Annotated in this window: 20 protein-coding genes and 1 tRNA gene; 11 read left to right on the top strand and 10 right to left on the bottom strand. The window is 43.9% G+C overall.

The features are described from left to right. Positions 1-33 precede the first annotated feature (33 nt). Entirely contained in the window at positions 34-1467 is a 1434-nt protein-coding gene (locus tag HUJ21_RS00765) for an NADP-dependent isocitrate dehydrogenase (RefSeq protein WP_291366469.1), read from the top strand. Between the two features lie 54 nt (positions 1468-1521). Here HUJ21_RS00765 and dinB read toward each other — a convergent pair whose 3' ends face one another. Then, positions 1522-2706, bottom strand: a complete 1185-nt coding sequence (dinB, locus tag HUJ21_RS00770; protein WP_291366505.1) for a DNA polymerase IV — start codon at positions 2704-2706, stop codon at positions 1522-1524. Between the two features lie 116 nt (positions 2707-2822). Here dinB and HUJ21_RS00775 point away from each other — a divergent pair, with 116 nt between their 5' ends. The 3 genes from HUJ21_RS00775 (at position 2823) to HUJ21_RS00785 (ending at position 4786) form a co-directional block, all read left to right on the top strand. Further along, positions 2823-3518 (top strand): helix-turn-helix domain-containing protein, encoded by a 696-nt coding sequence (locus HUJ21_RS00775; protein ID WP_291366471.1) that lies wholly within the window; start codon positions 2823-2825, stop codon positions 3516-3518. A gap of 267 nt (positions 3519-3785) precedes the next feature. Then, positions 3786-4271: a methylated-DNA--[protein]-cysteine S-methyltransferase gene (locus HUJ21_RS00780; RefSeq protein WP_291366473.1), complete on the top strand. Its 486-nt coding sequence runs from the start codon at positions 3786-3788 to the stop codon at positions 4269-4271. A gap of 53 nt (positions 4272-4324) precedes the next feature. Then, positions 4325-4786 (top strand): GNAT family N-acetyltransferase, encoded by a 462-nt coding sequence (locus HUJ21_RS00785; protein ID WP_291366475.1) that lies wholly within the window; start codon positions 4325-4327, stop codon positions 4784-4786. Between the two features lie 24 nt (positions 4787-4810). On the opposite strand, the gene HUJ21_RS00790 is transcribed toward HUJ21_RS00785, so the two are convergent. Beyond that, complete coding sequence (locus tag HUJ21_RS00790; protein WP_291366477.1) at positions 4811-4993, bottom strand: hypothetical protein; 183 nt, start codon at positions 4991-4993, stop codon at positions 4811-4813. Positions 4994-5065: 72 nt separating this feature from the next. On the opposite strand from HUJ21_RS00790, the gene HUJ21_RS00795 reads away from it, so the two are divergent. The 4 genes from HUJ21_RS00795 to HUJ21_RS00810 all read left to right on the top strand — a co-directional run bounded on the left by HUJ21_RS00795 (position 5066) and on the right by HUJ21_RS00810 (position 9447). Continuing rightward, positions 5066-5147 (top strand) — tRNA-Leu (locus HUJ21_RS00795). A 98-nt stretch (positions 5148-5245) separates the two neighbouring features. Then, entirely contained in the window at positions 5246-6139 is an 894-nt protein-coding gene (locus tag HUJ21_RS00800) for an aldose 1-epimerase family protein (protein ID WP_291366479.1), read from the top strand. A 79-nt stretch (positions 6140-6218) separates the two neighbouring features. Beyond that, positions 6219-8144 (top strand): ABC-F family ATP-binding cassette domain-containing protein, encoded by a 1926-nt coding sequence (locus HUJ21_RS00805; RefSeq protein ID WP_291366481.1) that lies wholly within the window; start codon positions 6219-6221, stop codon positions 8142-8144. A gap of 25 nt (positions 8145-8169) precedes the next feature. Beyond that, entirely contained in the window at positions 8170-9447 is a 1278-nt protein-coding gene (locus HUJ21_RS00810) for a DUF5103 domain-containing protein (protein WP_291366483.1), read from the top strand. 153 nt (positions 9448-9600) lie between these two features. On the opposite strand, the gene cas6 is transcribed toward HUJ21_RS00810, so the two are convergent. The 5 genes from cas6 to HUJ21_RS00835 form a co-directional block, all read right to left on the bottom strand. Next, complete coding sequence (cas6, locus tag HUJ21_RS00815) at positions 9601-10497, bottom strand: CRISPR-associated endoribonuclease Cas6 (RefSeq protein WP_291366485.1); 897 nt, start codon at positions 10495-10497, stop codon at positions 9601-9603. A gap of 110 nt (positions 10498-10607) precedes the next feature. Further along, the gene (gene ychF, locus HUJ21_RS00820) at positions 10608-11705 is read right to left on the bottom strand and encodes a redox-regulated ATPase YchF (protein WP_291366487.1); all 1098 of its coding nucleotides are present in this window, start codon (positions 11703-11705) and stop codon (positions 10608-10610) included. Between the two features lie 5 nt (positions 11706-11710). Next, a complete protein-coding gene (locus HUJ21_RS00825; protein ID WP_291366489.1) occupies positions 11711-12802 on the bottom strand; it encodes an AI-2E family transporter in 1092 nt (363 codons plus the stop codon). A 125-nt stretch (positions 12803-12927) separates the two neighbouring features. Further along, positions 12928-13278 carry a DUF3276 family protein gene (locus HUJ21_RS00830; RefSeq protein ID WP_291366491.1) on the bottom strand — a complete coding sequence of 117 codons (351 nt, stop codon included), beginning with the start codon at positions 13276-13278 and terminating at the stop codon, positions 12928-12930. Between the two features lie 172 nt (positions 13279-13450). Further along, the gene (locus HUJ21_RS00835) at positions 13451-13798 is read right to left on the bottom strand and encodes a 4Fe-4S dicluster domain-containing protein (RefSeq protein WP_166148567.1); all 348 of its coding nucleotides are present in this window, start codon (positions 13796-13798) and stop codon (positions 13451-13453) included. A gap of 213 nt (positions 13799-14011) precedes the next feature. Between HUJ21_RS00835 and HUJ21_RS00840 the strand changes: the two genes are divergently transcribed. Beyond that, positions 14012-15073 (top strand): acyl-CoA reductase, encoded by a 1062-nt coding sequence (locus HUJ21_RS00840; RefSeq protein WP_291366494.1) that lies wholly within the window; start codon positions 14012-14014, stop codon positions 15071-15073. Positions 15074-15194: 121 nt separating this feature from the next. Next, positions 15195-17459 carry an aconitate hydratase gene (locus tag HUJ21_RS00845; protein WP_291366496.1) on the top strand — a complete coding sequence of 755 codons (2265 nt, stop codon included), beginning with the start codon at positions 15195-15197 and terminating at the stop codon, positions 17457-17459. Between the two features lie 175 nt (positions 17460-17634). Here HUJ21_RS00845 and HUJ21_RS00850 read toward each other — a convergent pair whose 3' ends face one another. Then, positions 17635-18561, bottom strand: coding sequence for a tetratricopeptide repeat protein (locus HUJ21_RS00850; protein ID WP_291366498.1), 927 nt, complete (start codon positions 18559-18561; stop codon positions 17635-17637). After that, a complete protein-coding gene (locus HUJ21_RS00855; protein WP_291366500.1) occupies positions 18558-19637 on the bottom strand; it encodes an AI-2E family transporter in 1080 nt (359 codons plus the stop codon). Before HUJ21_RS00855 ends, HUJ21_RS00850 begins: the two co-directional genes overlap by 4 nt. A 79-nt stretch (positions 19638-19716) precedes the next feature. Here HUJ21_RS00855 and HUJ21_RS00860 point away from each other — a divergent pair, with 79 nt between their 5' ends. Then, on the top strand, positions 19717-19914 hold the full coding sequence (locus tag HUJ21_RS00860; RefSeq protein ID WP_166148576.1) for a CsbD family protein: 198 nt from the start codon (positions 19717-19719) through the stop codon (positions 19912-19914). Positions 19915-19982: 68 nt separating this feature from the next. Here the strand turns inward: HUJ21_RS00860 and HUJ21_RS00865 are convergent. Then, the coding region (locus tag HUJ21_RS00865; protein WP_291366501.1) for a mechanosensitive ion channel at positions 19983-20908 on the bottom strand (926 nt) is incomplete at its 5' end.

Here is a 20908-nt window from a genome sequence, read left to right on the forward strand (position 1 = left end):
TTTACTTTTGTGCCGTAACAAACATAAAAACACATGCAAAAAATCACGGTAGCAATGGGGGACGGAATTGGCCCGGAAATTATGGAGGCCACATTACAAGTACTTCAGGCATCGGGAGCTAAAATCCAATGGGATCCCATAGAGATCGGAGAGCAGGTATACCTCTCCGGCAACAGCAGCGGCATAAGCAAAAATGCCTGGGAAAGCATCCGCCGCAACAAGATTTTTTTAAAGGCCCCCATCACCACCCCACAGGGAGGAGGATACAAAAGCCTCAACGTCACATTGAGGAAAAGTCTGGGCCTATTTGCCAATGTCAGGCCTTGTAAAAGTTTTCATCCTTATGTCCCTACCAAACACCCGGATATGGACCTGGTGGTGATCAGAGAAAACGAAGAGGACCTGTATGCGGGCATCGAACATCAGCAAACCGATGAGGTGGTACAATGCCTGAAACTCATCAGCAGACCCGGTTGCGAGCGAATTGTCCGCTATGCTTTTGAATACGCCCGGCTCTATCAAAGAAAAAAAGTAAGTTGTTTTACGAAGGACAATATCATGAAACTGACTGACGGTCTTTTTCACCAGGTATTCCGGGAAATAGCGGTTGAATACCCGGATATTGAAGCCGACAACTGGATAATAGACATCGGGGCAGCCCGGCTGGCAGACAGTCCGGAAATGTTTGATGTGCTGGTAATGCCCAACCTTTACGGGGATGTGGTTTCAGACATCACTGCCCAGCTTTCAGGTTCTGTAGGCCTGGCAGGATCGGCCAATATCGGTGAAAAATGTGCCATGTTTGAGGCCATCCATGGATCTGCTCCTCCTCTGGCCGGCAAGGATCTGGCCAATCCTTCCGGTCTCTTACGGGCTGCCATAATGATGCTCAACCACATTGGTCAGCCGGAAACGGCAGAAAAGATCAAGAACGCCTGGTCTTGTACGCTGGAGGAAGGCATACATACCGAAGACATCTTCCGTCCCGGACTGAGCAAGGAGAAAGTCGGCACCAGGGATTTTGCCCGGGCGGTAATCGAGAGGCTGGGTAAATTACCCAAAAAAATAAAGCCTGTCTCCTATGCCAAAGAGGTACAAATCCGGATTCCTGCTTACCAGAGAAAGACTCCAGGAAAGAAAGTGCTGCAGGGAGTAGATCTTTTTATCGACTGGAAAGGCAGCAATCCCGACCACCTCGGTGAGAAAATAAAGGGCTTGCATCCCGAATTTCAGCTGAAGATGATCACCAACCGGGGAGTAAAAGTATGGCCGGAAGGCTTTGAAGAGACTTTTTGTACAGACCATTGGAGGTGTCGTTTTGAACTGAAAGAAAACAATGCCGGCACCAACATATTGATTGCCGAACTGCTGATCCATGCCATACAAAATGATGTAGACGTAATCAAAACGGAAAATCTCTATACCTTTGACGGGCAGCGGGCCTACTCCCTTGGTCAGGGGCAATAGCCTGACAACCACTTCCGGTAGAGCTGCTTGCGGTTTACTAAAAGTTGTTCAGACTTACTTCCCGTTAAAGGGATTGAACCGCCTGCGCCCCACCTGCATGCCCAATGCCCTGCAGACCGTTTTGTCACCATACTTCCCGTTGATGCGGTCCATGGCCTGGTACAGGGAAATACTTTCTTCTGTATCCTCAAACAAATTGATCTGGTAATGGCCATGTACCAATCCACTAAAGCGCAGCCCTATCAGCCGGATCAGCATGCGCCGCTGGTACAATCGCTGAAAAAGTGCCTTGACCACCGGGAGAAGCATGTGATCTGCAGCCGTGAATGGCACCCGCTGCTGCATGGTATGGGTGTCGAAATCGGAATAACGGATCTTCACAGCTACCGTGGAAGTGAGTTTTTGCTGCTGCCGCAACTTGCCCGCCAGCTGTTCGGTCATGGCTATCAATGTAGCCTCCAGCAAACGCACATCGATGGTATCTGCCTCAAAAGTATTCTCCGAGGAAATGGATTTGGCTTCAGTATATGGAATAATCGGTGAACGGTCAATCCCATTGGCCTTGTCCCAGATCAGCAGGCCATTTTTCCCAAAGGCCGACTCCAGCAGTTCTGCCGGCATGCCCTGCAAGGTATGGATACGCTTCACTCCCATATTGTACAGTGTATGGGAGGTTTTTTTGCCGATCATGGGGATTTTCCGTACAGACAAAGGTGCCAGAAAAGGTCTTTCCTCTCCATGGGGTACTTGCTTTTCATTGTTCGGCTTGGCCTCTCCCGTGGCCACTTTCGACACGGTCTTGTTTTCCGAAAGCCCCAGGGAAATGGGCAGACCACTTTGCTGCATGATTTTCTGCCGCAGCTCCCTGGCCATTTTAAAACAGCCAAAAAACCGGTCCATGCCAGTGTAGTCCACATAAAATTCGTCTATGGATGATTTTTCGAAAAGCGGCACATTCTCCCGGATGATTTCGGTGATTTCATGGGATTTCTGGCTGTAGCGGGAAAAATCGCCACGGACCAGCAGCGCCTCCGGACAAAGCTGCCGGGCGGTACGCATGGGCATGGCCGAATGTATGCCAAACTGCCTGGCCTCATAACTGCAGGAAGCCACCACTCCCCGGTCCCCAGACCCTCCGATCAGAATGGGCTTGCCATAAAGCCTGCGGTCATGCAACCGCTCCACAGACACAAAAAAACTGTCCAGGTCCAGGTGCACAATATTCCGACTAGTCTCCATATCCTTCTCTCCTTTCTTTACAAACATCTATATGTTAATAATATTGACAATTTTTTGTTTATAATTTAAACATAATGTTTTATATTTGTTTATCAACAGTCTTAAAAAATTTATCCATGTACCTGCATGCCAATATCAAACTCCTGCGCAAAAGAAAGGGGCTCACCCAATCCCTGATGGCTGAAAGCCTGGGTATCAGCCGCTCCAAACTGGCAGGGTATGAATTGAACGTCAGCCCTCCTCTGGATACCCTGGTAAAAATCTGTGAATACCTGGAAGTATCCGTGGATCTGATGCTCAAGCAAAACCTGGAAAAATACCCCGTCCACAAGCTCGGGGAAATCCTGGAGACCAGCCGTTACCTGAAGGGCCGGGACCTGCGCATCCTGGCCACCACGGTGGATGCAGCCGGAAGAGAACTGATAGAAGTGGTTTCCCAAAAAGCCAGAGCCAGCTATCTGGCCGGCTTTTCGGATCCGGATTTCATAGGTGACTTGCCCCGATTTCACCTTCCCTTTCTGCCGCAGGACAAAAAACACCGGGTTTTTCAGGTAGATGGTGACTCCATGGACCCCATACCGGACGGTGCCTGGATTATCTGCGAATACATGGACGACTGGACCCGCATCAAAGACGGAGAGAAGTATGTCATCGTCACGGCACAGGATGGTGTCACCTTCAAACTGGCCTACAATCAGTTGAAGGAAAAAAGACAACTGCTGCTCTGCTCCAGCAACCCCCTCTACAAGCCTTTCGAAGTAGCAGCAGATACAGTACGGGAAGTATGGAAATACCGCATGATGCTGGTATAATGTGCAAGTAGTTGGTAGAAACTGAAATTAAACCTACCTTTGCATGATCGATAGCCCGTCGACAGCATAATTACCGGCAACATTTTCTGCCAAAACCTGTTAAAATGTTTACCCTTTTGCTGGCACCATTCTGATCATGAGCCAGTAGTCGCAAGTATTTTTATTTAAAAAAGGGCTGAACAAAGAATATCTCATTGGAAAAGCAGCAGTGTCTCACTGCCTCAGTTTAGGTTAAACCTTGTTTTTGGTTTTAAAGTTGAAGAGGATATGAAAGAAACAGTGGTAATGGCGTCCCCCTTAGGAAATATCCGGCTCATCGCCGAAGATGACTTTCTTTTGTCCTGCCGGTTTACGGAAGATAAGGCATCGGAAAATGCCGATAAACCCTTTTTCCTGGATATCATGGTACAGTTGGAGGCTTATTTCAAAGGAAAACTAAAAATTTTTGACATCCCTGTAGGTATCGGGGGCACGGAGTTCCAGAAATTGGTTTGGATGGAAGTAAACAAGGTTCCCTTTGGCCATACGGTTTCCTACCATGACATTGCCAAATCCCTGGCCAAACCCACCGCTGTCCGTGCAGTAGGAGCTGCCATAGGCGCAAACCCCCTGCTGGTTGTAATTCCCTGTCACCGGATCATTGCCAACACGGGAGAATTAACCGGTTATGCCGGGGGGCTGTGGAGAAAGCTCAAGCTGTTACAACTGGAAGCCAAAGACAAGCCCGGAAATCAATTTGACCTTGGTTTTTAGATTCCTTTTCTGAATTTACTTTATTTTACCCACCGGCTTCCTTATTTTTGGTTATGGAAAAGGTAAGCATCCTCCCCTACAGCGAAAGCCTGGCACCCTATTTTCTATCTATCAACCGGGAATGGATAGAAAAATACTTTGCCATGGAGCCTTTTGACCTGGCCCAGTTGCAAAGCCCCTGCGAAACCCTGATCAATCCTGGCGGGGAAGTGCTGTTTGCCGAATGGCAGGGAGAAATCGTCGGCACCGTAGGTTTGAAAAAAATGAGCAACCGGCAATATGAGCTGATCAAAATGGGCGTATTGCCCAAAGCCCGGGGCCAAAAGATCGGGTTGTTGCTGGGACAAGCTGCGCTTGACTGGGCCAAAAAGCAGGGGGCGGTGAAAGTCCTGCTTTACAGCAACTCCATCCTTGCACCTGCCATTGCGCTGTACCGGAAACTGGGTTTCCGGGAAATCCCCATGGAGCCGGGCACCTACCAGCGCTGTGATATAAAAATGGAGTATTTGCTGTAGGCTGTTAGCCTGTTCCCGGCTTATTTATCCTTTGATTTTATTTCTCAAATATTCCTTTTCGTCGTAAAAAGCCAAACCCAGTCCTGATGGCTCTCGCAATGGCAATAACAGGCAATACCTGGTATATCCGGTAACCTGTCCGGAGCAGCAAAAAAAAGAAGGTTGTATTAAAAATTCACAAAGCATTCTGCTATCAAGTTTTAGCATGGGCTTTATTAATTTCTCTCAGCTTTTGTTTGCACTGATGCTATTATATCTCTACTTTTGCCTCTCCAAACTGCGCACGTGGTGAAACTGGTAGACACGCCATCTTGAGGGGGTGGTGCCTTCGGGTGTGGAAGTTCGAATCTTCTCGTGCGCACGTTACCTTTCCTTTTTTTAGGAAAGGTTTTTTTTTGCCCCGCTTTTTTACAAAATTACCTGAATTCGATTTTAATTCATCCCTATCCTTTCTCATCCATGACAAAAGCAGCCATCTACACAGTAAAGAATGGACCCCTTGAAGCCCAGGTGTCCAGCCTGGGTGCGGAATGTATCTCACTGAAATACAAGGGCACGGAATACCTCTGGCAGGCTGATCCTGCTGTTTGGGGCAGACATGCCCCGGTGCTGTTTCCCATTGTTGGAAAATTAAAAAACGATCGTTTCAGCCATGCCAACCAAAGCTATACCCTGAAACAGCATGGTTTTGCCCGTGACCGCAACTTTCAGTTGCTGCATCAATCCGGGAATAGCCTCTCTTTTGTATTAAAACCGGATAAAGAGAGTCTGGAAAATTTTCCCTTTGATTTTGAATTGATTATCCGGTACACGCTTATTAATACGGGTTTGCAAGTGGATTACAGGGTAAACAACCCTTCCCCGGAGCAAGACTTGTTGTTCAGCATAGGCGCCCATCCGGGATTCCGCTGCCCCCTGCTGCCTGATAGAGAAGTTTTTGAGGACTATGTATTGGATTTTGGGCAGGAGCAACTGTCCTCCCTACCCATTTATTTCCTGGAAAATGGTTTGATTGCGGCAGACCGTAAATCACTTCCTCTGGAACAAGGCAAACTGGACCTAAAGCAGGAACTGTTCAGCAATGACGCATTGATATTTGATGTTAATCCAATTTCATACCTAAGCATCCGAAGCAAAAAAAGTGGAAAGGGCTATGCCATGCAATTTTCTGATTTCCGATGGCTGGGACTTTGGACAAAAGGCGAAAATGCCGGTTTTATTTGCATAGAGCCATGGAATGGTATTGCCGATACCGTAGGCCATGATGGTGAACTCAAGAACAAGTTGGGAATCATCCGCCTTTCTCCCGGTGATTTTCATGAAGTGGCCTATCAGGTAGAACTTTTGGAGTAAAACCAGCTAATTACCAAAGCAGGTTGAAATCCTTTTTCCAATCCTGCTAAATACCACTTTGTTTTCTTAATTTTGCGGCATGTTATCCATTAATAATCTCTCTTATTACATTGGGGGGCGTCCCCTCTACGAAAATGCTTCCCTACACATCAAGCCAAAGGACAAAATTGGTCTGGTAGGTATTAACGGTTCGGGCAAATCCACGCTGCTGAAAATTATCTATGGGGACATTCAGCCCAGTGGCGGCGAAATCCAAAAGGCCAAAGACTGCAGCATCGGCTTTCTTAACCAGGACCTGCTTTCCTACCAGTCTGAAGACAGCATTCTGGATGTGGCTTTGGAGGCTTTTAAAGAAACTCTGGCTCTTCAGGAAGAAATTGACGCTGTGCTCAAGCAAATGGAAACAGACTATTCCGAACAGATCCTTGAGAAGTTGGCGCATTTGCAGGAAAGGTTTGAAGCTCATGAAGGGTATACGATCAAGGCCAAGGCGGAAGAAGTGCTGGAAGGGATCGGTTTTCAAACGGCAGACCTGAGGCGACCCCTGAAAACCTTTTCGGGGGGATGGAGAATGCGGGTCATGCTGGCCAAACTGCTTCTGGAAAAGCCCTCTCTACTGATGCTGGATGAACCTACCAACCACCTGGATTTGCCTTCTATTCAATGGGTGGAAAACTACCTGAAATCCTATGAAGGTGCCGTTGTCGTGGTATCTCACGACCAGACATTTTTGAACAACTGTAGCGAAACCACCGTGGAAGTTTCACAGGGGAACCTGACCAGCTATGCCGGAAACTACGCGTATTACAAAAAAGAAAAGGTAGCCCGGGAAGAAATCCAGCAGAATGCCTATGAAAATCAGCAGCAGATGATCAAGCAAACGGAACGTTTTATCGAACGTTTCCGTGCCAAGGCCACCAAATCCAACCAGGTGCAGTCCCGGGTCAAAGCCCTGGACAGAATGGATAGGGTTTCTGAAGTGGTCAGGGATGAGGTATCTGTAAATTTTAAATTCAAGTTTTCGCAAAAATCCGGGAGAGATGTGGTGGTGCTGGATGGCGTTTCCAAATCTTTTGGTGACCTTAAAATCCTGGACAATGCGCATGCCCGCATCGAAAGGGGTGACAAAATCGCACTGATCGGGGCCAATGGAAAAGGAAAATCCACTGTGCTAAGAATCATCGATGGATCTGAGCCCATACAGGGCCACAGGGAAGATGGGTACAATGTGATCAAATCCTTCTTTGCCCAGCACCAGCTGGAAGCACTGGGAATCAACAATGAAATCCTGCAGGAATTGGCTCAGGCAGGCAGCAAAAAGACGGAAACAGAACTCAGGAATGTACTTGGCTGCTTTCTTTTTACCAATGAAGATGTCTTTAAAAAGATAAAAGTGCTGTCTGGTGGTGAAAAATCCAGGGTTGCCCTGGCCAAAACACTGATCTCCGAAGCCAATTTCCTGCTTTTGGATGAGCCCACCAATCACCTGGACATACAGTCTGTGAATATTCTCACCCAGGCCCTGCAACAGTATGAGGGGACCTTTGTAACCGTCTCTCACGACCGGCTTTTTATTCAGGGAGTGGCCAACAAAATCTGGTATATCGAAGACCATCAGATCAAAGAGTACCCCGGTACCTATGATGAATACGTGTACTGGCGTTCTCAGCAACCTCAAAAAACTGAGAAAGCAACAGTTACTCCTCCTAAAAAAGAAACGCCAGCTCCGGTAGTAAAAACCGCTGCCAATGGTGAGGATCCTGCCAGAAAAAAAGCCATTCGGGAAAAGGAAAAAGCTTTGGAAAAACTGGAGGAAGAAATTACCCTACTGGAAAACAAAAAGCTTGCCCTGGAAAATCAAATGGCCGATTCGTCCGTTTATGAAGATGAGCACCAAATGCAGGAACTCAATGCATCCTATTCTCAGGTCCGGCAGGACGAAACGAAACTCAATAAGGAGTGGGAGGCATTGGCCGAACAAATTGAAAGTCTGCAGGGATCCTGAAATCCGTTATACCAACCCTTTTGCCATGAAAAGTTTCCTTTTTTTCCTACTACCGGTTACTTGCTTACTTTTATCTGCAGGCCTTGTTCAGGCACAGGATATCTATGAGGACAGGGTTTTTGATGAAAATATTCAGACGGTGCAGCTTTTTCCTGCTTCCGGGAATTTTGAGGCGCAAATGACATCTCCGATCATCCCGCTGAACAGTCCGGTGCCTTTGCTGCTTCAATTTGATGACATAGCCTATGAAGCGGACAGGTACCTGGCCAAAATCATCCATTGCAATGCAGACTGGACTCAGTCCGGTTTAAGAGATGCGGACTATCTGGAGCAATACAACGAATATAACGTAAACGATTATGAGTACAGCATCAATACCAGGGTGCCTTATATCCATTATACTTTTCAAATCCCCAGGGTCAACAGAAGCGGAAATTATATCATCAAAGTATACCGTGGCCGGGATGAATCCAAAGCCTTGTTAACCAAGCGCTTTATGGTATATGACAATCAGGTCGCAGTCGGTGCATCAGTGGTAGTACCCAGCAAAAATGAAGACCGGAGAACTTCTCAGCAAATCAACGTGAACGTTAATTTTAGTAACAGGGAGTTGATAGACCCCCTGAATAACACCCTCCTGGTGATTCGACAAAACCAAAGGTGGGACAATGCGATTGTCGGGTTGAAATACAACAACATCAGGGAAGATCTGAAACAGTTGCAATACCAATTGTTTGATGGCAGCAATACTTTTGAAGCAGGCAATGAATTTCGCTTTGTGGACCTGCGCTATGTACGGACCCGTGGGAGAAACATCGCCGCCGTCAGGATGGAAGAAGATGTGGTATTTGCAGAGGCTGGTGTGGATCAGAGTAGAAATGGTCAGGGCTATCTGGAGTACCTGGACATCAACGGTCAGTATGGGGTTTTTAATGTGGAGAGGCAAAATCACGAACTGGAAAGTGAGTATGTTTTGCTCACTTTTAATCTTGAAACAGAAAAGTTGTCTTCTCCTCCATTTGTCCTGGGGGCATTGAGCAACTGGGGCAAAAATCAGAATGCCAAAATGGTCTATGACCAGGCATCGGGAAACTACCAGGCTACCTTATTTTTAAAGCAAGGTTGGTATGATTATCAGTACGGGCTTCGCACCGATACAGGCTGGGACCTGGAACATTTTGAAGGCAATCATTTCCAGACCGAAAACGAGTATGAGGTCTTTTTCTACTACCGGGACATGGGATCCCGGTATGACGAGTTGATCGGCTATACGGTCCTCAACCCGAACAAAAGGAGGTTTTGATTACAGCAACCAATCATGGGCAAATCGCCACACCGTGTAAGGAATAATTAATCAAGGAAGATTCTTCAGAAACCCGGGACAGGCATCTCGCCCCCTAAAGAAAAAATATACAGGTGTAATAAAAAAACCCGGAATAAATCCGGGTTTTTATTGTCAATCATTTTCTTCTTCTTCGGAACTACTGTTTCCCTCATCCGCCCTTTCATCATTTTTTCTGGGCTCATGCGATTGTGATCTGTAGGGAACAAAACCCTCTCTCTTAAATTTGTATGGTTCGGTACGTTGGCTGGGCATATTATTGGCCAGGTCAAGCATGCCAAAACCTTTGTGGGTAAAGGCCCCCAATCCGCATTTGAAAACAAAATCCTGTACTTCTCCGGCGGCATACAAGGTGAAGGGAAGCGTGTATCCCCGTACTTCATATTTTACATCCATGTCATAGACAGAATAGATTCTCGCAAATTTCTTCTGCTGCTCGCGCAATTTATTGACATAGTTCATGTCAGGAACTACCTGAAACTTGTAAAAGGATTCCATTTGTTCCTGATCATACCAGCCAGATTTTTCCATCCTGGTCAAGGTGGATTCATACAGCAAATCTGAAAATTCATCCGTATCCGGGTTGATAAACCTTTTTCCGGACTCATCGTCAAAAGTAGGTGTCAAGAGAACCAGTGGTGAAATACAAACAAATTTGTTGGAGGTTTCCAGCGGTGGTTCAATTTCCTTTTCTGTATATTCAGGGGACAAAATCAGATTTCCCAACTCAATTTTGGGGGTTTTAAACACCTGTGCCAACAAATAATCTATAAACGCTTCATCAGGAGCGGATACGACCAGGGTAACTAAGCTGGAATAATAGTGCAACCCACTTCTACTAACTTTGGTTTGACCTTTCAAACCAGAGAAGTTAAAGTAATTGTAGTTAAAAAACTCTTCTTGCCCACCTTTTACAATCAGACCTTTGAGAAATTGAGCCAAGATGTACTGGTGGTGAAAAGGTAAGTAAGCACCTTTGTTCTTTAAGGAAAATATTAATCTAATTCTCACGACGTTAAAAATGAAAAGTTAAACAATGATTAAATACATCAATCTTATGGAATAAACTAATTTATGGGTAAATAAGTTGCAACAAACTTAACAATAATATTTGAATATATTTATACATTGAACCTAAAATGCATGATATCTCCGTCACAAACTACATATTCCTTACCTTCAACTGCAATTTTCCCGTTTTCACGGCAGACCGCCTCAGTTTTGAACTGTTCGTAATCCTTTAATTTGATCACTTCCGCTTTGATGAAGCCTTTTTCAAAATCGGTATGTATCACCCCCGCAGCTGCAGGTGCTTTCCAACCTTTTTTGATGGTCCAGGCCCGGACTTCCTGTACGCCGGCTGTGAAGTAGGTTATTAAATTCAGTAACTTATACGCAGCAGCGATCAAACGGTTCAAGCCACTTTCCTTCAACCCATATTCTCCCAGAAACATTTCCTTTTCCTCTTCGTCTTCAAATTCAGCAATCTGGGCTTCCAATGCTGCACACAACAGGATCACTTCTGCGTTTTCCTTGGCTACCTCCTTTTTGAGTGCCTCCACATGGGCATTTCCCGATTGAATGCTTCCCTCATCTACATTGGCCACATAGAGTACTGGTTTGATGGTCAGCAGGTGAATATCCCTGATGGCTTCCAAATCATCAGCATCGGCATCTACTGCCCGGGCATTCTGTCCTGCTTTAAGGGCATCCTTAAACTTTAGCAGGCTTTCCATTGCTTTTTTCGCTTTGGCATCCCCGCTTTTGGCAATTTTTTCAAGGCGAAGAATTTTTTTATCCACAGATTCCAGATCCTTTAACTGCAACTCTGTATCGATCACCTCCTTATCAAATACCGGGTCCACTGATCCGGCCACGTGCACTACATTGGGATCCTCAAAACACCTGATCACGTGGATGATGGCATCTACTTCCCTGATATTGGCCAGGAATTTATTGCCAAGACCTTCTCCTTTGCTGGCACCTTTTACCAGGCCTGCTATGTCCACGAATTCAATAACCGTAGGGATAACCTTATGTGGATTAACCAATCCCTCTAAAACCTGTAACCTTCCATCAGGTACGGTAACTACCCCTACATTGGGTTCTATGGTACAAAAAGGGAAATTTGCCGCTTCGGCTTTTGCACTCGATATCGCATTGAATAATGTTGACTTTCCCACGTTGGGCAAACCAACGATCCCACATTTTAATCCCATGAATGTTAAATCTTGTCTATTTTAAATATTCTGTATTCTTTATACCCTTTATATAGCTCCTTGATGGAAACCCTGAAAATGGTATAAACCGGTATGGCAAAGATCATTCCCAATACCCCTGCAATTTTTGCACCCACAAAGATAATCACAAATATTTCAAGCGGGTGTGCTTTTACGGATTTGGAAAAGATAAATGGTTGTAAAATTACATTATCACTCAATTGAACCACTGAAAATACTGCAAGAATCTTTATGAGAAAAAAATATATCTCACTTGCTGCACTGAATTCTCCCGTAGACAGCCCTACCAGTACACCAAAGGTAGCTCCCAGAATTGGGCCGGCATAAGGGATCAGGTTTGCCACTGCAGCAAAAACGGCTATGGTCATGGCGTAATCAATATTGGCTATGGTTAAGCCTATGGAAGCTATGGAAAATATAACGGACATCTGTATCAATAAACCCAAAAGATAATTGGACAGCAATCTTTCCACTTTGTGAAAAGTAGCTACAGACAACTCAAAATATTTATTGGGGATGAAATTCATCAGATTTCTCCGCAACAATCCGTTTTCCAGAAGGAGAAAAAAAGTAATGAAACCCACAGCAAGAATACCGATAAAAAAGGTGCTTGTGGCAGAAATCACCCTATTGATAAAACCCTGAACATTCACTTCATTGAGGCTACTTATCAGGTTTTCCTTTACCAAATCGATCAGGTATCCAGGTTCATTGTTGATAAGGTTTAATTGTATCAATATGGCTTCCAAATTGTCTATGGGCCGCTGAATTTGGTCATAGAGGTAATTGATGTCCAGGTCTTTTAATAATTCTATTTGTGAGCGAATGAGAGGCGTAAACAAGAGCACCAATAAAAAACCAACTGAAACAATCGCTAAAAAAGAAAGCATGATAGCAATGCCCCGTGGAATATGCTGCCCCAAAACATAGAGGTTGTTGATCTTATTGGTCAATGGACGAAGGGCTGAAGCCAGTACAATCGAGAAAATAAAATACAAACTGATATCAGAAAAATACCAGCCCACTAAAAAAACCAGTATGGTAACAATTACCACTGTGAGGATTACCTTGACCATAAATCAAAAATAACAAAAAAACGAACCTGTTCATGGATCCGTTAAATACAAATCCATATACTGATTCGTAACACCATTATTCAGCTATACAGCTCGTCCTGAAAATAAATAAGACTGAAGGTTTATCAATCCCACTTCAGATCTTCTCCAAACTTATTGTTCTCATTATTGCTTTCTGTAGGCTCCGGCTCTGTATCAAATTGAGAGAAATCGAAATCAGACATCAAGTCATTTTTAACGTGATCTACTGCATCCTGAAGTGCCTCCACAAATTTGGCGAAATCTTCCTTGTACAAGAAAATTTTATGTTTCTCGTAAAAAAAATTATCGTCTTTGATTTTTCTCTTGCTTTCTGTTATGGTCAAGTAGTAATCATTGGACCGTGTAGCTTTCACATCAAAAAAATAGGTCCTCTTGCCAGCCTTTACCCTTTTGGTGAAAATCTCATCTCTTTCGTAATCTTTGTTATTTTCCACTATCCAAACATTTATTTTTTTAAAAATGAATATAATGCCAAGTTAAATCAATTCAATTATTAAATTCAAGTTATTGAACGTTTTTTTTTTCAAATTATGGGATATTGTTCAAATTACCTATTGGAAAAAACAATTTTATGAGTACAAAAGATGGTTTAGTCTGAGAATCCAGCTATTCTCCATGCATAAATTGCTTTTTGGCCATCAACTCTTCTTCAGTCTCTCTGTGATCAGGATCGTCTACACAACAGTCAACCGGACAAACTGCCGCACATTGCGGCTCTTCATGAAAACCGGTACATTCCGTACACTTCTGCGTAACGATGTAATAAAATTCATCGGATACAGGCTCTTGCTTTTCATCTCCACTCACTACCGTACCGTCATCTAAAGTGACTTCCTTTAATTCCGTACCTCCTCCCCAGGTCCATTCTATACCCCCTTCATAAATGGCGGTATTCGGGCATTCTGGTTCACATGCACCACAATTGATGCACTCATCGGTTATCATGATTGCCATTTTTTTCTCTTTTTTTGTTTGGTTGCAAAACTACTAACCAAAATACAATCTAACAAGGAAAATAATTCCACATAAGTCAAAAATACGCTATACATTAATTGCCACACTAACTATTTACACCAGTCAATAACCTGCTTTTCGGGACAATTTTTTTATCTTTGGATTCATTTTCACGAAATTATTCACTAATCCATACAAGCAGGAGCCTTCTCCATGAATTTGAACGAAAGATTAATCCAACTATCAGGATGGGAGCAACATATAAAAAATCTTCCCGAAGAAAAAAACTTCTTATTCAAGCGGATGCACGATCAAAACAGCTGGTTTACTCCTGAACAATCCCGGCTGGCACTTGAAGGCATCCTGGAATACCTTTCCCCTGAAAAAGTACGGCAATGGGTAAGCTCCTATAAATTCCCTGATAATGAACACTTTGAAGAAAGGAATATAGGTATTATTATGGCCGGCAATATCCCCGGAGTAGGATTCCATGATCTGCTGTGTGTCCTGCTGTCAGGCCATCGGGCTAAAATCAAGCTTTCCTCAACAGATATAATTTTGATTCCCTGGTTGGTAGAAAAATTAGGGGAGATTTCTCCCGAATTGGTCCAGGCTGTTTCTTTCGAAGAAAGGCTTAACGGTATGGATGCCTACATTGCCACAGGAAGTGATAATTCTGCCCGGTATTTTGACTATTATTTTGGCCGGTATCCGCATATCATCCGGAAAAACCGAACTTCAGTGGCCATTCTTGACGGGAATGAAACCCAAGAAGACTGGAATAAACTCTCCAAAGATATATTCCAATACTATGGCCTGGGCTGCAGGAATGTGTCCAAAATATACGTACCCAATCAGCAATCATTGCAGGCCTTTCTTAAAGGAATGGAACCTGCCAATCAGGTCATTGATCACCACAAATACCTTAACAACTATGATTATAATAAATCAAAATACCTGGTCAATCGCAGTCCTCATTTTGACAACGGGCACTTGTTGCTGGTAGAAAGCAGAGAGTTGGTATCCCCAATTGCGGTGGTCTATTTTGAATATTACGCTGATTTGTCCATGCTACGAAACCAATTAAAAGAACAGGAGAATAAAATTCAATGTATGGTTTCCCGGGATGGTTGGTTTGATGGAAGCATTAATATGGGAAATGCCCAATGTCCTGAGGTATCAGATTACGCCGACAAGGTGGATACCCTCCAATTTCTTTTAAACCTTGACCAGGAAATCCACCAGCGGGTAATGGGTCCGCAAAAACAGGGCTAATTTTTTTAAATCCTTTATAAATAAAGATATAAATGTGCCAAAATAACCGGATAATGGCTGGTTTTCTTATCTTTGCCGCTCAATTGAATTTTCTACAATCTACAATATAACTTCATAATCGATGGTTTTTGATATAGATATGATCAAGTCGGTTTACGCTGCATTTCCCGGGCGTATAGCCGCAGCAAGGAAAGCAGAAGGCAGACCGCTCACGCTCACTGAAAAGATCCTTTACGCCCATCTTTCCGAAGGAGAGGCGAGTGAAAAGCACGAAAGAGGAGTCTCCTATGTGGACTTTAAACCTGATCGCGTGGCCATGCAGGATGCGACGGCACAAATGGCATTGCTACAATTCATGCAAGCCGGCAGATCAAAGGTAGCAGTGCCTTCCACTGTGCATTGTGATCACCTCATTCAAGCCGAAGTGGGTGCCAATCAAGACCTGGCAAAAGCAAAAGATAAAAACAGGGAGGTTTACGATTTTCTTTCATCCGTGTCCAACAAATATGGCCTGGGTTTTTGGAAGCCAGGCGCAGGAATCATTCATCAGGTGGTCCTGGAAAATTATGCCTTTCCGGGGGGAATGATGATTGGCACAGATTCCCATACACCTAATGCAGGTGGTTTGGGCATGGTAGCTATTGGCGTAGGTGGCGCAGATGCCTGCGATGTAATGGCAGGATTGCCCTGGGAACTTAAATTCCCCAAATTGATCGGTGTCAAGCTTACAGGGAAACTTTCAGGATGGACTTCTGCCAAAGATGTGATCCTGAAGGTCGCAGGTATTCTCACTGTAAAAGGTGGTACAGGATGCATCGTAGAATATTTTGGGGAAGGAGCGCAATCTCTTTCTGCTACCGGAAAAGGTACCATTTGCAATATGGGAGCTGAAATAGGTGCTACCACCTCCATCTTTGGCTATGACGAAAAATCAGAGGCTTATCTACGGGGAACTGACCGATCCGAAATTGCTGATCTTGCCAATGGTATCAGGGAACACCTGACTGGAGACCCTGAAGTATATGCTTCTCCGGAAGATTATTTCAATGAGGTCATCGAAATCAACCTTTCAGAGTTGGAGCCTCATGTCAATGGTCCATTTACACCAGACCTTGCCTGGCCCCTTTCTAAATTTGCAGCGGCTGTTAAAGAAAACGACTGGCCGCAAAAGCTGGAAGTAGGTCTGATCGGCTCCTGTACCAACTCTTCTTATGAAGACATCTCCCGGGCCGCCTCCCTGGCACAACAGGCAGTAGATAAAAAACTGAAAGCCAAATCAGAGTACACCATCACTCCGGGATCCGAACAAGTGAGGTTTACAGTAGAAAGAGATGGCTTTTTGGGTATTTTCGAAAAAATGGGTGGGGTTGTTCTGGCCAATGCTTGCGGCCCTTGCATAGGCCAATGGGCGAGGCATGGTGCTGATAAGCAGGAAAAAAACTCCATCATTACATCTTTTAATAGGAATTTTGCCAAAAGAGCGGATGGAAACCCAAATACACACTCTTTTGTAGCTTCGCCTGAGGTGGTTACGGCCCTGGCCATTGCAGGTGACCTTACATTCAACCCCATGACAGACACCTTGACCAATGAAGATGGCCAACAGGTAAAGCTGGAAGAACCTGCCGGACTGGAGCTTCCTGTCAAAGGTTTTGCTGTGGAGGATGCAGGCTACCAGGAACCCGCAAAGGACGGTTCAACAGTAGAGGTAAAAGTAGCTCCCGATTCGGAAAGACTTCAACTGTTGGAACCTTTCCAACCCTGGGAAGGAACTGACCTGAAAGGACTCAAACTACTTATCAAGGCAAAAGGAAAGTGTACCACAGACCATATTTCAATGGCCGGACCCTGGTTGAGATACAGAGGCCACCTGGACAATATTTCCAATAACCTTTTGATTGGTGCGGTCAATTTTTTCAACGATGCCACCAACAAAGTCAAAAACCAATTGGATGGCAGTTACGGCGAAGTTCCGGCCGTACAGCGTCAGTACAAACTGCACAATATCGGCACCGTGGTCGTTGGCGATGAAAATTATGGAGAAGGTTCATCCAGGGAACATGCTGCCATGGAACCAAGGTTTTTGGGAGTGCGGGCCATCCTGGTAAAATCCTTTGCCCGAATCCATGAGACAAATCTTAAAAAGCAGGGGATGTTGGCGTTGACTTTTGACAATCCGGCAGATTATGATTTGATTCAGGAAGATGACGCATTGGATATAATCGGTTTGGATAGCTTTGCTCCCGGTAATCCATTAACTGTGGTTTGCAACCACAGTGACGGTAGCAAAGATGAGATCAAAGTAAACCATACTTACAATGCTGGACAGATCAGGTGGTTCAAGGCCGGATCGGCACTTAACCTGGTAAAGGAAAATGCAATTTAATACCCATTTTATATATTCTTAAAAAAGGTCATGGTCTGTATCCATGGCCTTTTTTTTATTTTAGAAAAGGATGATAACCCCGCCTGCTCACTCTGTGATGGTGAATAGGCACAAACAAAATCCTGACTGCACTCCTGAATGGTATAACAACCTATTATGGTAACCCTCCATGTTTTTACTGCACATCAGACAGGTATTCGTCCAATAATCCTATGGTTGGATCCTTTTCATACACTTCCCTGAGAAAACGGTCCGCCAGATCCATCTGCCCTTTTTTATGGTAATAGATCCCTTTGTTTCTAAGGGCATACAGGTTGCGGCTATTTTGCTTCAAACTGAAATTGATATCTTTTAAGCCTTCCTCAAGATTACCCAGGTACAGTTGATATAGTCCCCGGTTATTGTAATAATATGGGTCGTCCTTCTCCAATTCAATAGCCCTTTCCACCTGCTTCAGTGCCATTTGGTAATCGCCTTCCTCAAAATAAAGCAGGGATTCCAGGTTATAGATCATACTATGTTCAGGATCCTTATTTTTTGCCAGGGATAAATTCATCTTAGCCTCATCCCATTCTTCCAGATGATAGTTTACAGTGGCCAGATTGATATAGAGTTCAACATTTTCAGGGTCCAGGGACAGGGCTTTATCAAAGGCTTTCTTTGCCTCAACATATTCCTTCAAAGCAGTCCATGTCAATCCCTGTAAAAAGTGGGCCTGTACATCCTGTTCATCCATGGACAACAGGGTCCTTGTATTTTCCAGGGCTTTATAATTTTCACCAAAATCCAGATAAGCCATTGTTCTTTGGATGTGGGCCTCACGATAGGTCTTGTCGATTTCGATCGCCTGACTATAATCGGCGATAGCTTCGGGGAATTTTAATTGTCTGTGCAAGGCCATGCCCCGGTTAAAATAGGCCTCCCTGAATTCAGGATCAACGGCTATGGCTTCATCATAGTATGAAATGGCCCCTTTGGTATTTCCTTCCTTTAATTCGTTATTTCCCTTCAATAAAAACCTCCCTTTTTTGTCTTCAATAGAATCGCAGGATACTAGCCCAAGGAAGATGCAAACAAGGATGGTATTTAAAATGTGATTCATTTTTTCTCCCTTTTAAATATTGGTTTTACCTCTTCTTCTCCAAACAAATAAGCAAAGGGTTTGGTGCTGTTTTTTAGTTCAAAGATCCTTTTTAGAATGGCCAGAGTGGGAATAATCAGGATCATGCCTATTACCCCCCAGATGGCCCCTCCTATCAACAGGCCCAAAAATGTTACCAGGGCATTTAAACTTACATTCCCACCAACAATCTTTGGAGTAAGAAAATTACTTTCTATCAACTGAATTACTGTAAAGGAAACCACTACCATCAATGGGTAAAACAGGCTGTCCATGGTTAAAAATGAAAAAATAAATGGCAATATAGCCCCCAGAAAGGGCCCCAGATAGGGAATGATGTTAAGCAACGCAGCAAAAAGCCCGAAAAAAATGGCATGCTTCACTCCAAGGGCATACAGTACGGCCGTATTCAGAACAGCAAGAATACCCATCACCTTGAGCATGCCAATGATGTAATATTGGACCACCCTTCTGAGGTCTCTGATTTTCGATTTTACCTTTCCTTCCTCTTCTTCCTCAAATAGCCTGGCAATAAAATTCCCCAAATGGTCCCTATAAATCAACATAAAGAAAATAAATACAGGCAATAGCACTACCCCCGTCAAGGAACCGATGGTAGACAGCAAAAAATTGGATACCGTTTCACTGTTGGATTCCAGTAATTCAAAAAGCTGGGATTTATCGATCCCATTTTTAATACCCAGATTGGCCCCAAACCAGTCTGTAGCCAATTGATCTATATCAGAAAGGTATTTGTTTAGCCTCCCGGTAACATCCTCAAAATCTGAAGAGAAACTTTTCACCTGCAGGATTACCAAAACAATCAAGCCTACAATGGCCGCAAGAGAGGTCAACAGGGCTACAAAAGCAGCGATTGGCCGGGGAATTTTTTTTGACTCCATCCAGGTACAGGCTGGAATCAGCAGCATGGCGATGTATCCTCCCAGCATGAGTGGAATCAGAAGACTCCTACCTATGATTAAAATGAATACGATCACAATTAACAACAACAAAATAGTAAGTGCCCGTAAATGACCAGGAAGTTTCAATTCTGTCATATTATTTGAGTTTTGGAACAGTAATTGTACAATTCATAAACAAATAAGAAAATTATTTTTGACTAAAACCAATAAAATTATGTCTACTAATTTAAAATTAAAAGGAAACTGGAACGAAATAAAAGGCAAATTAAAAGCCAAATACGGGGAATTGACTGAAGATGATTTAGCTTATGCTGAAGGTCAGGAAGATCAGCTGATCGGAAGATTGCAGCAAAAAACAGGAGCAGCAAAGGAAGATCTGGAAAAAATGATTTTTTCTGAAGAAGAAAGATAAATTGAAAAATATTTAATTTGAGTAGTGTCTACAGGCGCCGGATTCAATAATCCGGCGTTTGTGTTTTCTCAATCCTTGCCACCTCCCATAGACCTTATTTTTTCTGTTTCAATCAATTGTTCGTGAAGCTGAACTCCCCCCTTTATCCCAAAATCCAGTGTTCGGATAGGGAAAGGAATCATGATACCATTCGCATCAAATGCTTTTTTTATGTTCTTGATAGCCTGGTTTTTTGCCCTGATGTATTCCCGGTTTTCTCTGGAATATTCCAGCCAGATATTTACTGAAAAGTCTATCGAACTATCTCCAAAACCTTTCCAAAACAGGCTGACATCCTCTTCGCTAATCCTTCCGGGCACATCCCTGGCGGCTTCAAGTGCAATGCGTTCGACCTTTTCCAGATCCTCGCCGTAACTCACGCCCACATCTACCCTGATCCGCCTTCTGCCCTCTTCCGTGTAATTGGTAAAGTTTTCCTGAAAAAGAAAACGGTTGGGCACATAAACTATCGGTCCATCAAAAGTCTTGACTTTTGTAACCCTCAAATCAATATCTACGACGTTTCCCATGATCCCATCATGGGTTTCTATCACATCACCTATGGCATAGGGTTGTTGAAAAGTGATATAAATTCCCGACATAAAATTGGCTGCTGTATCCTGAAAAGCGAATCCCAGGGCTAGCCCAATAATGCCCAAGCCGGCTAAAATGGAAGTGACTGTACCCGTAAGGTTCAAAATGGACAGGGACATCATTACCCCGGCAACTATGATCGCCAAAAAAATCAATCTGCTTAAAAATCCACTGATCGTCTCGTCCAGGTGTACTTTTAATAATTGCCTTTTGGAAAACTTCTCAATAAATCTGGCCACAAACAAAAAGAGGAAAAAAATCAAAATCGCCATAACCAGATTTGGAAGATATTCAACAAAAGAAGTAATCCATTGTTCCAAGTTTTCCAAAAGGCAATTATTAAAAGTACACCTGGACGAGA

Origin of the sequence: Cyclobacterium sp. (genome assembly GCF_014762705.1) — a bacterium.
GTDB lineage: Bacteria > Bacteroidota > Bacteroidia > Cytophagales > Cyclobacteriaceae > Cyclobacterium.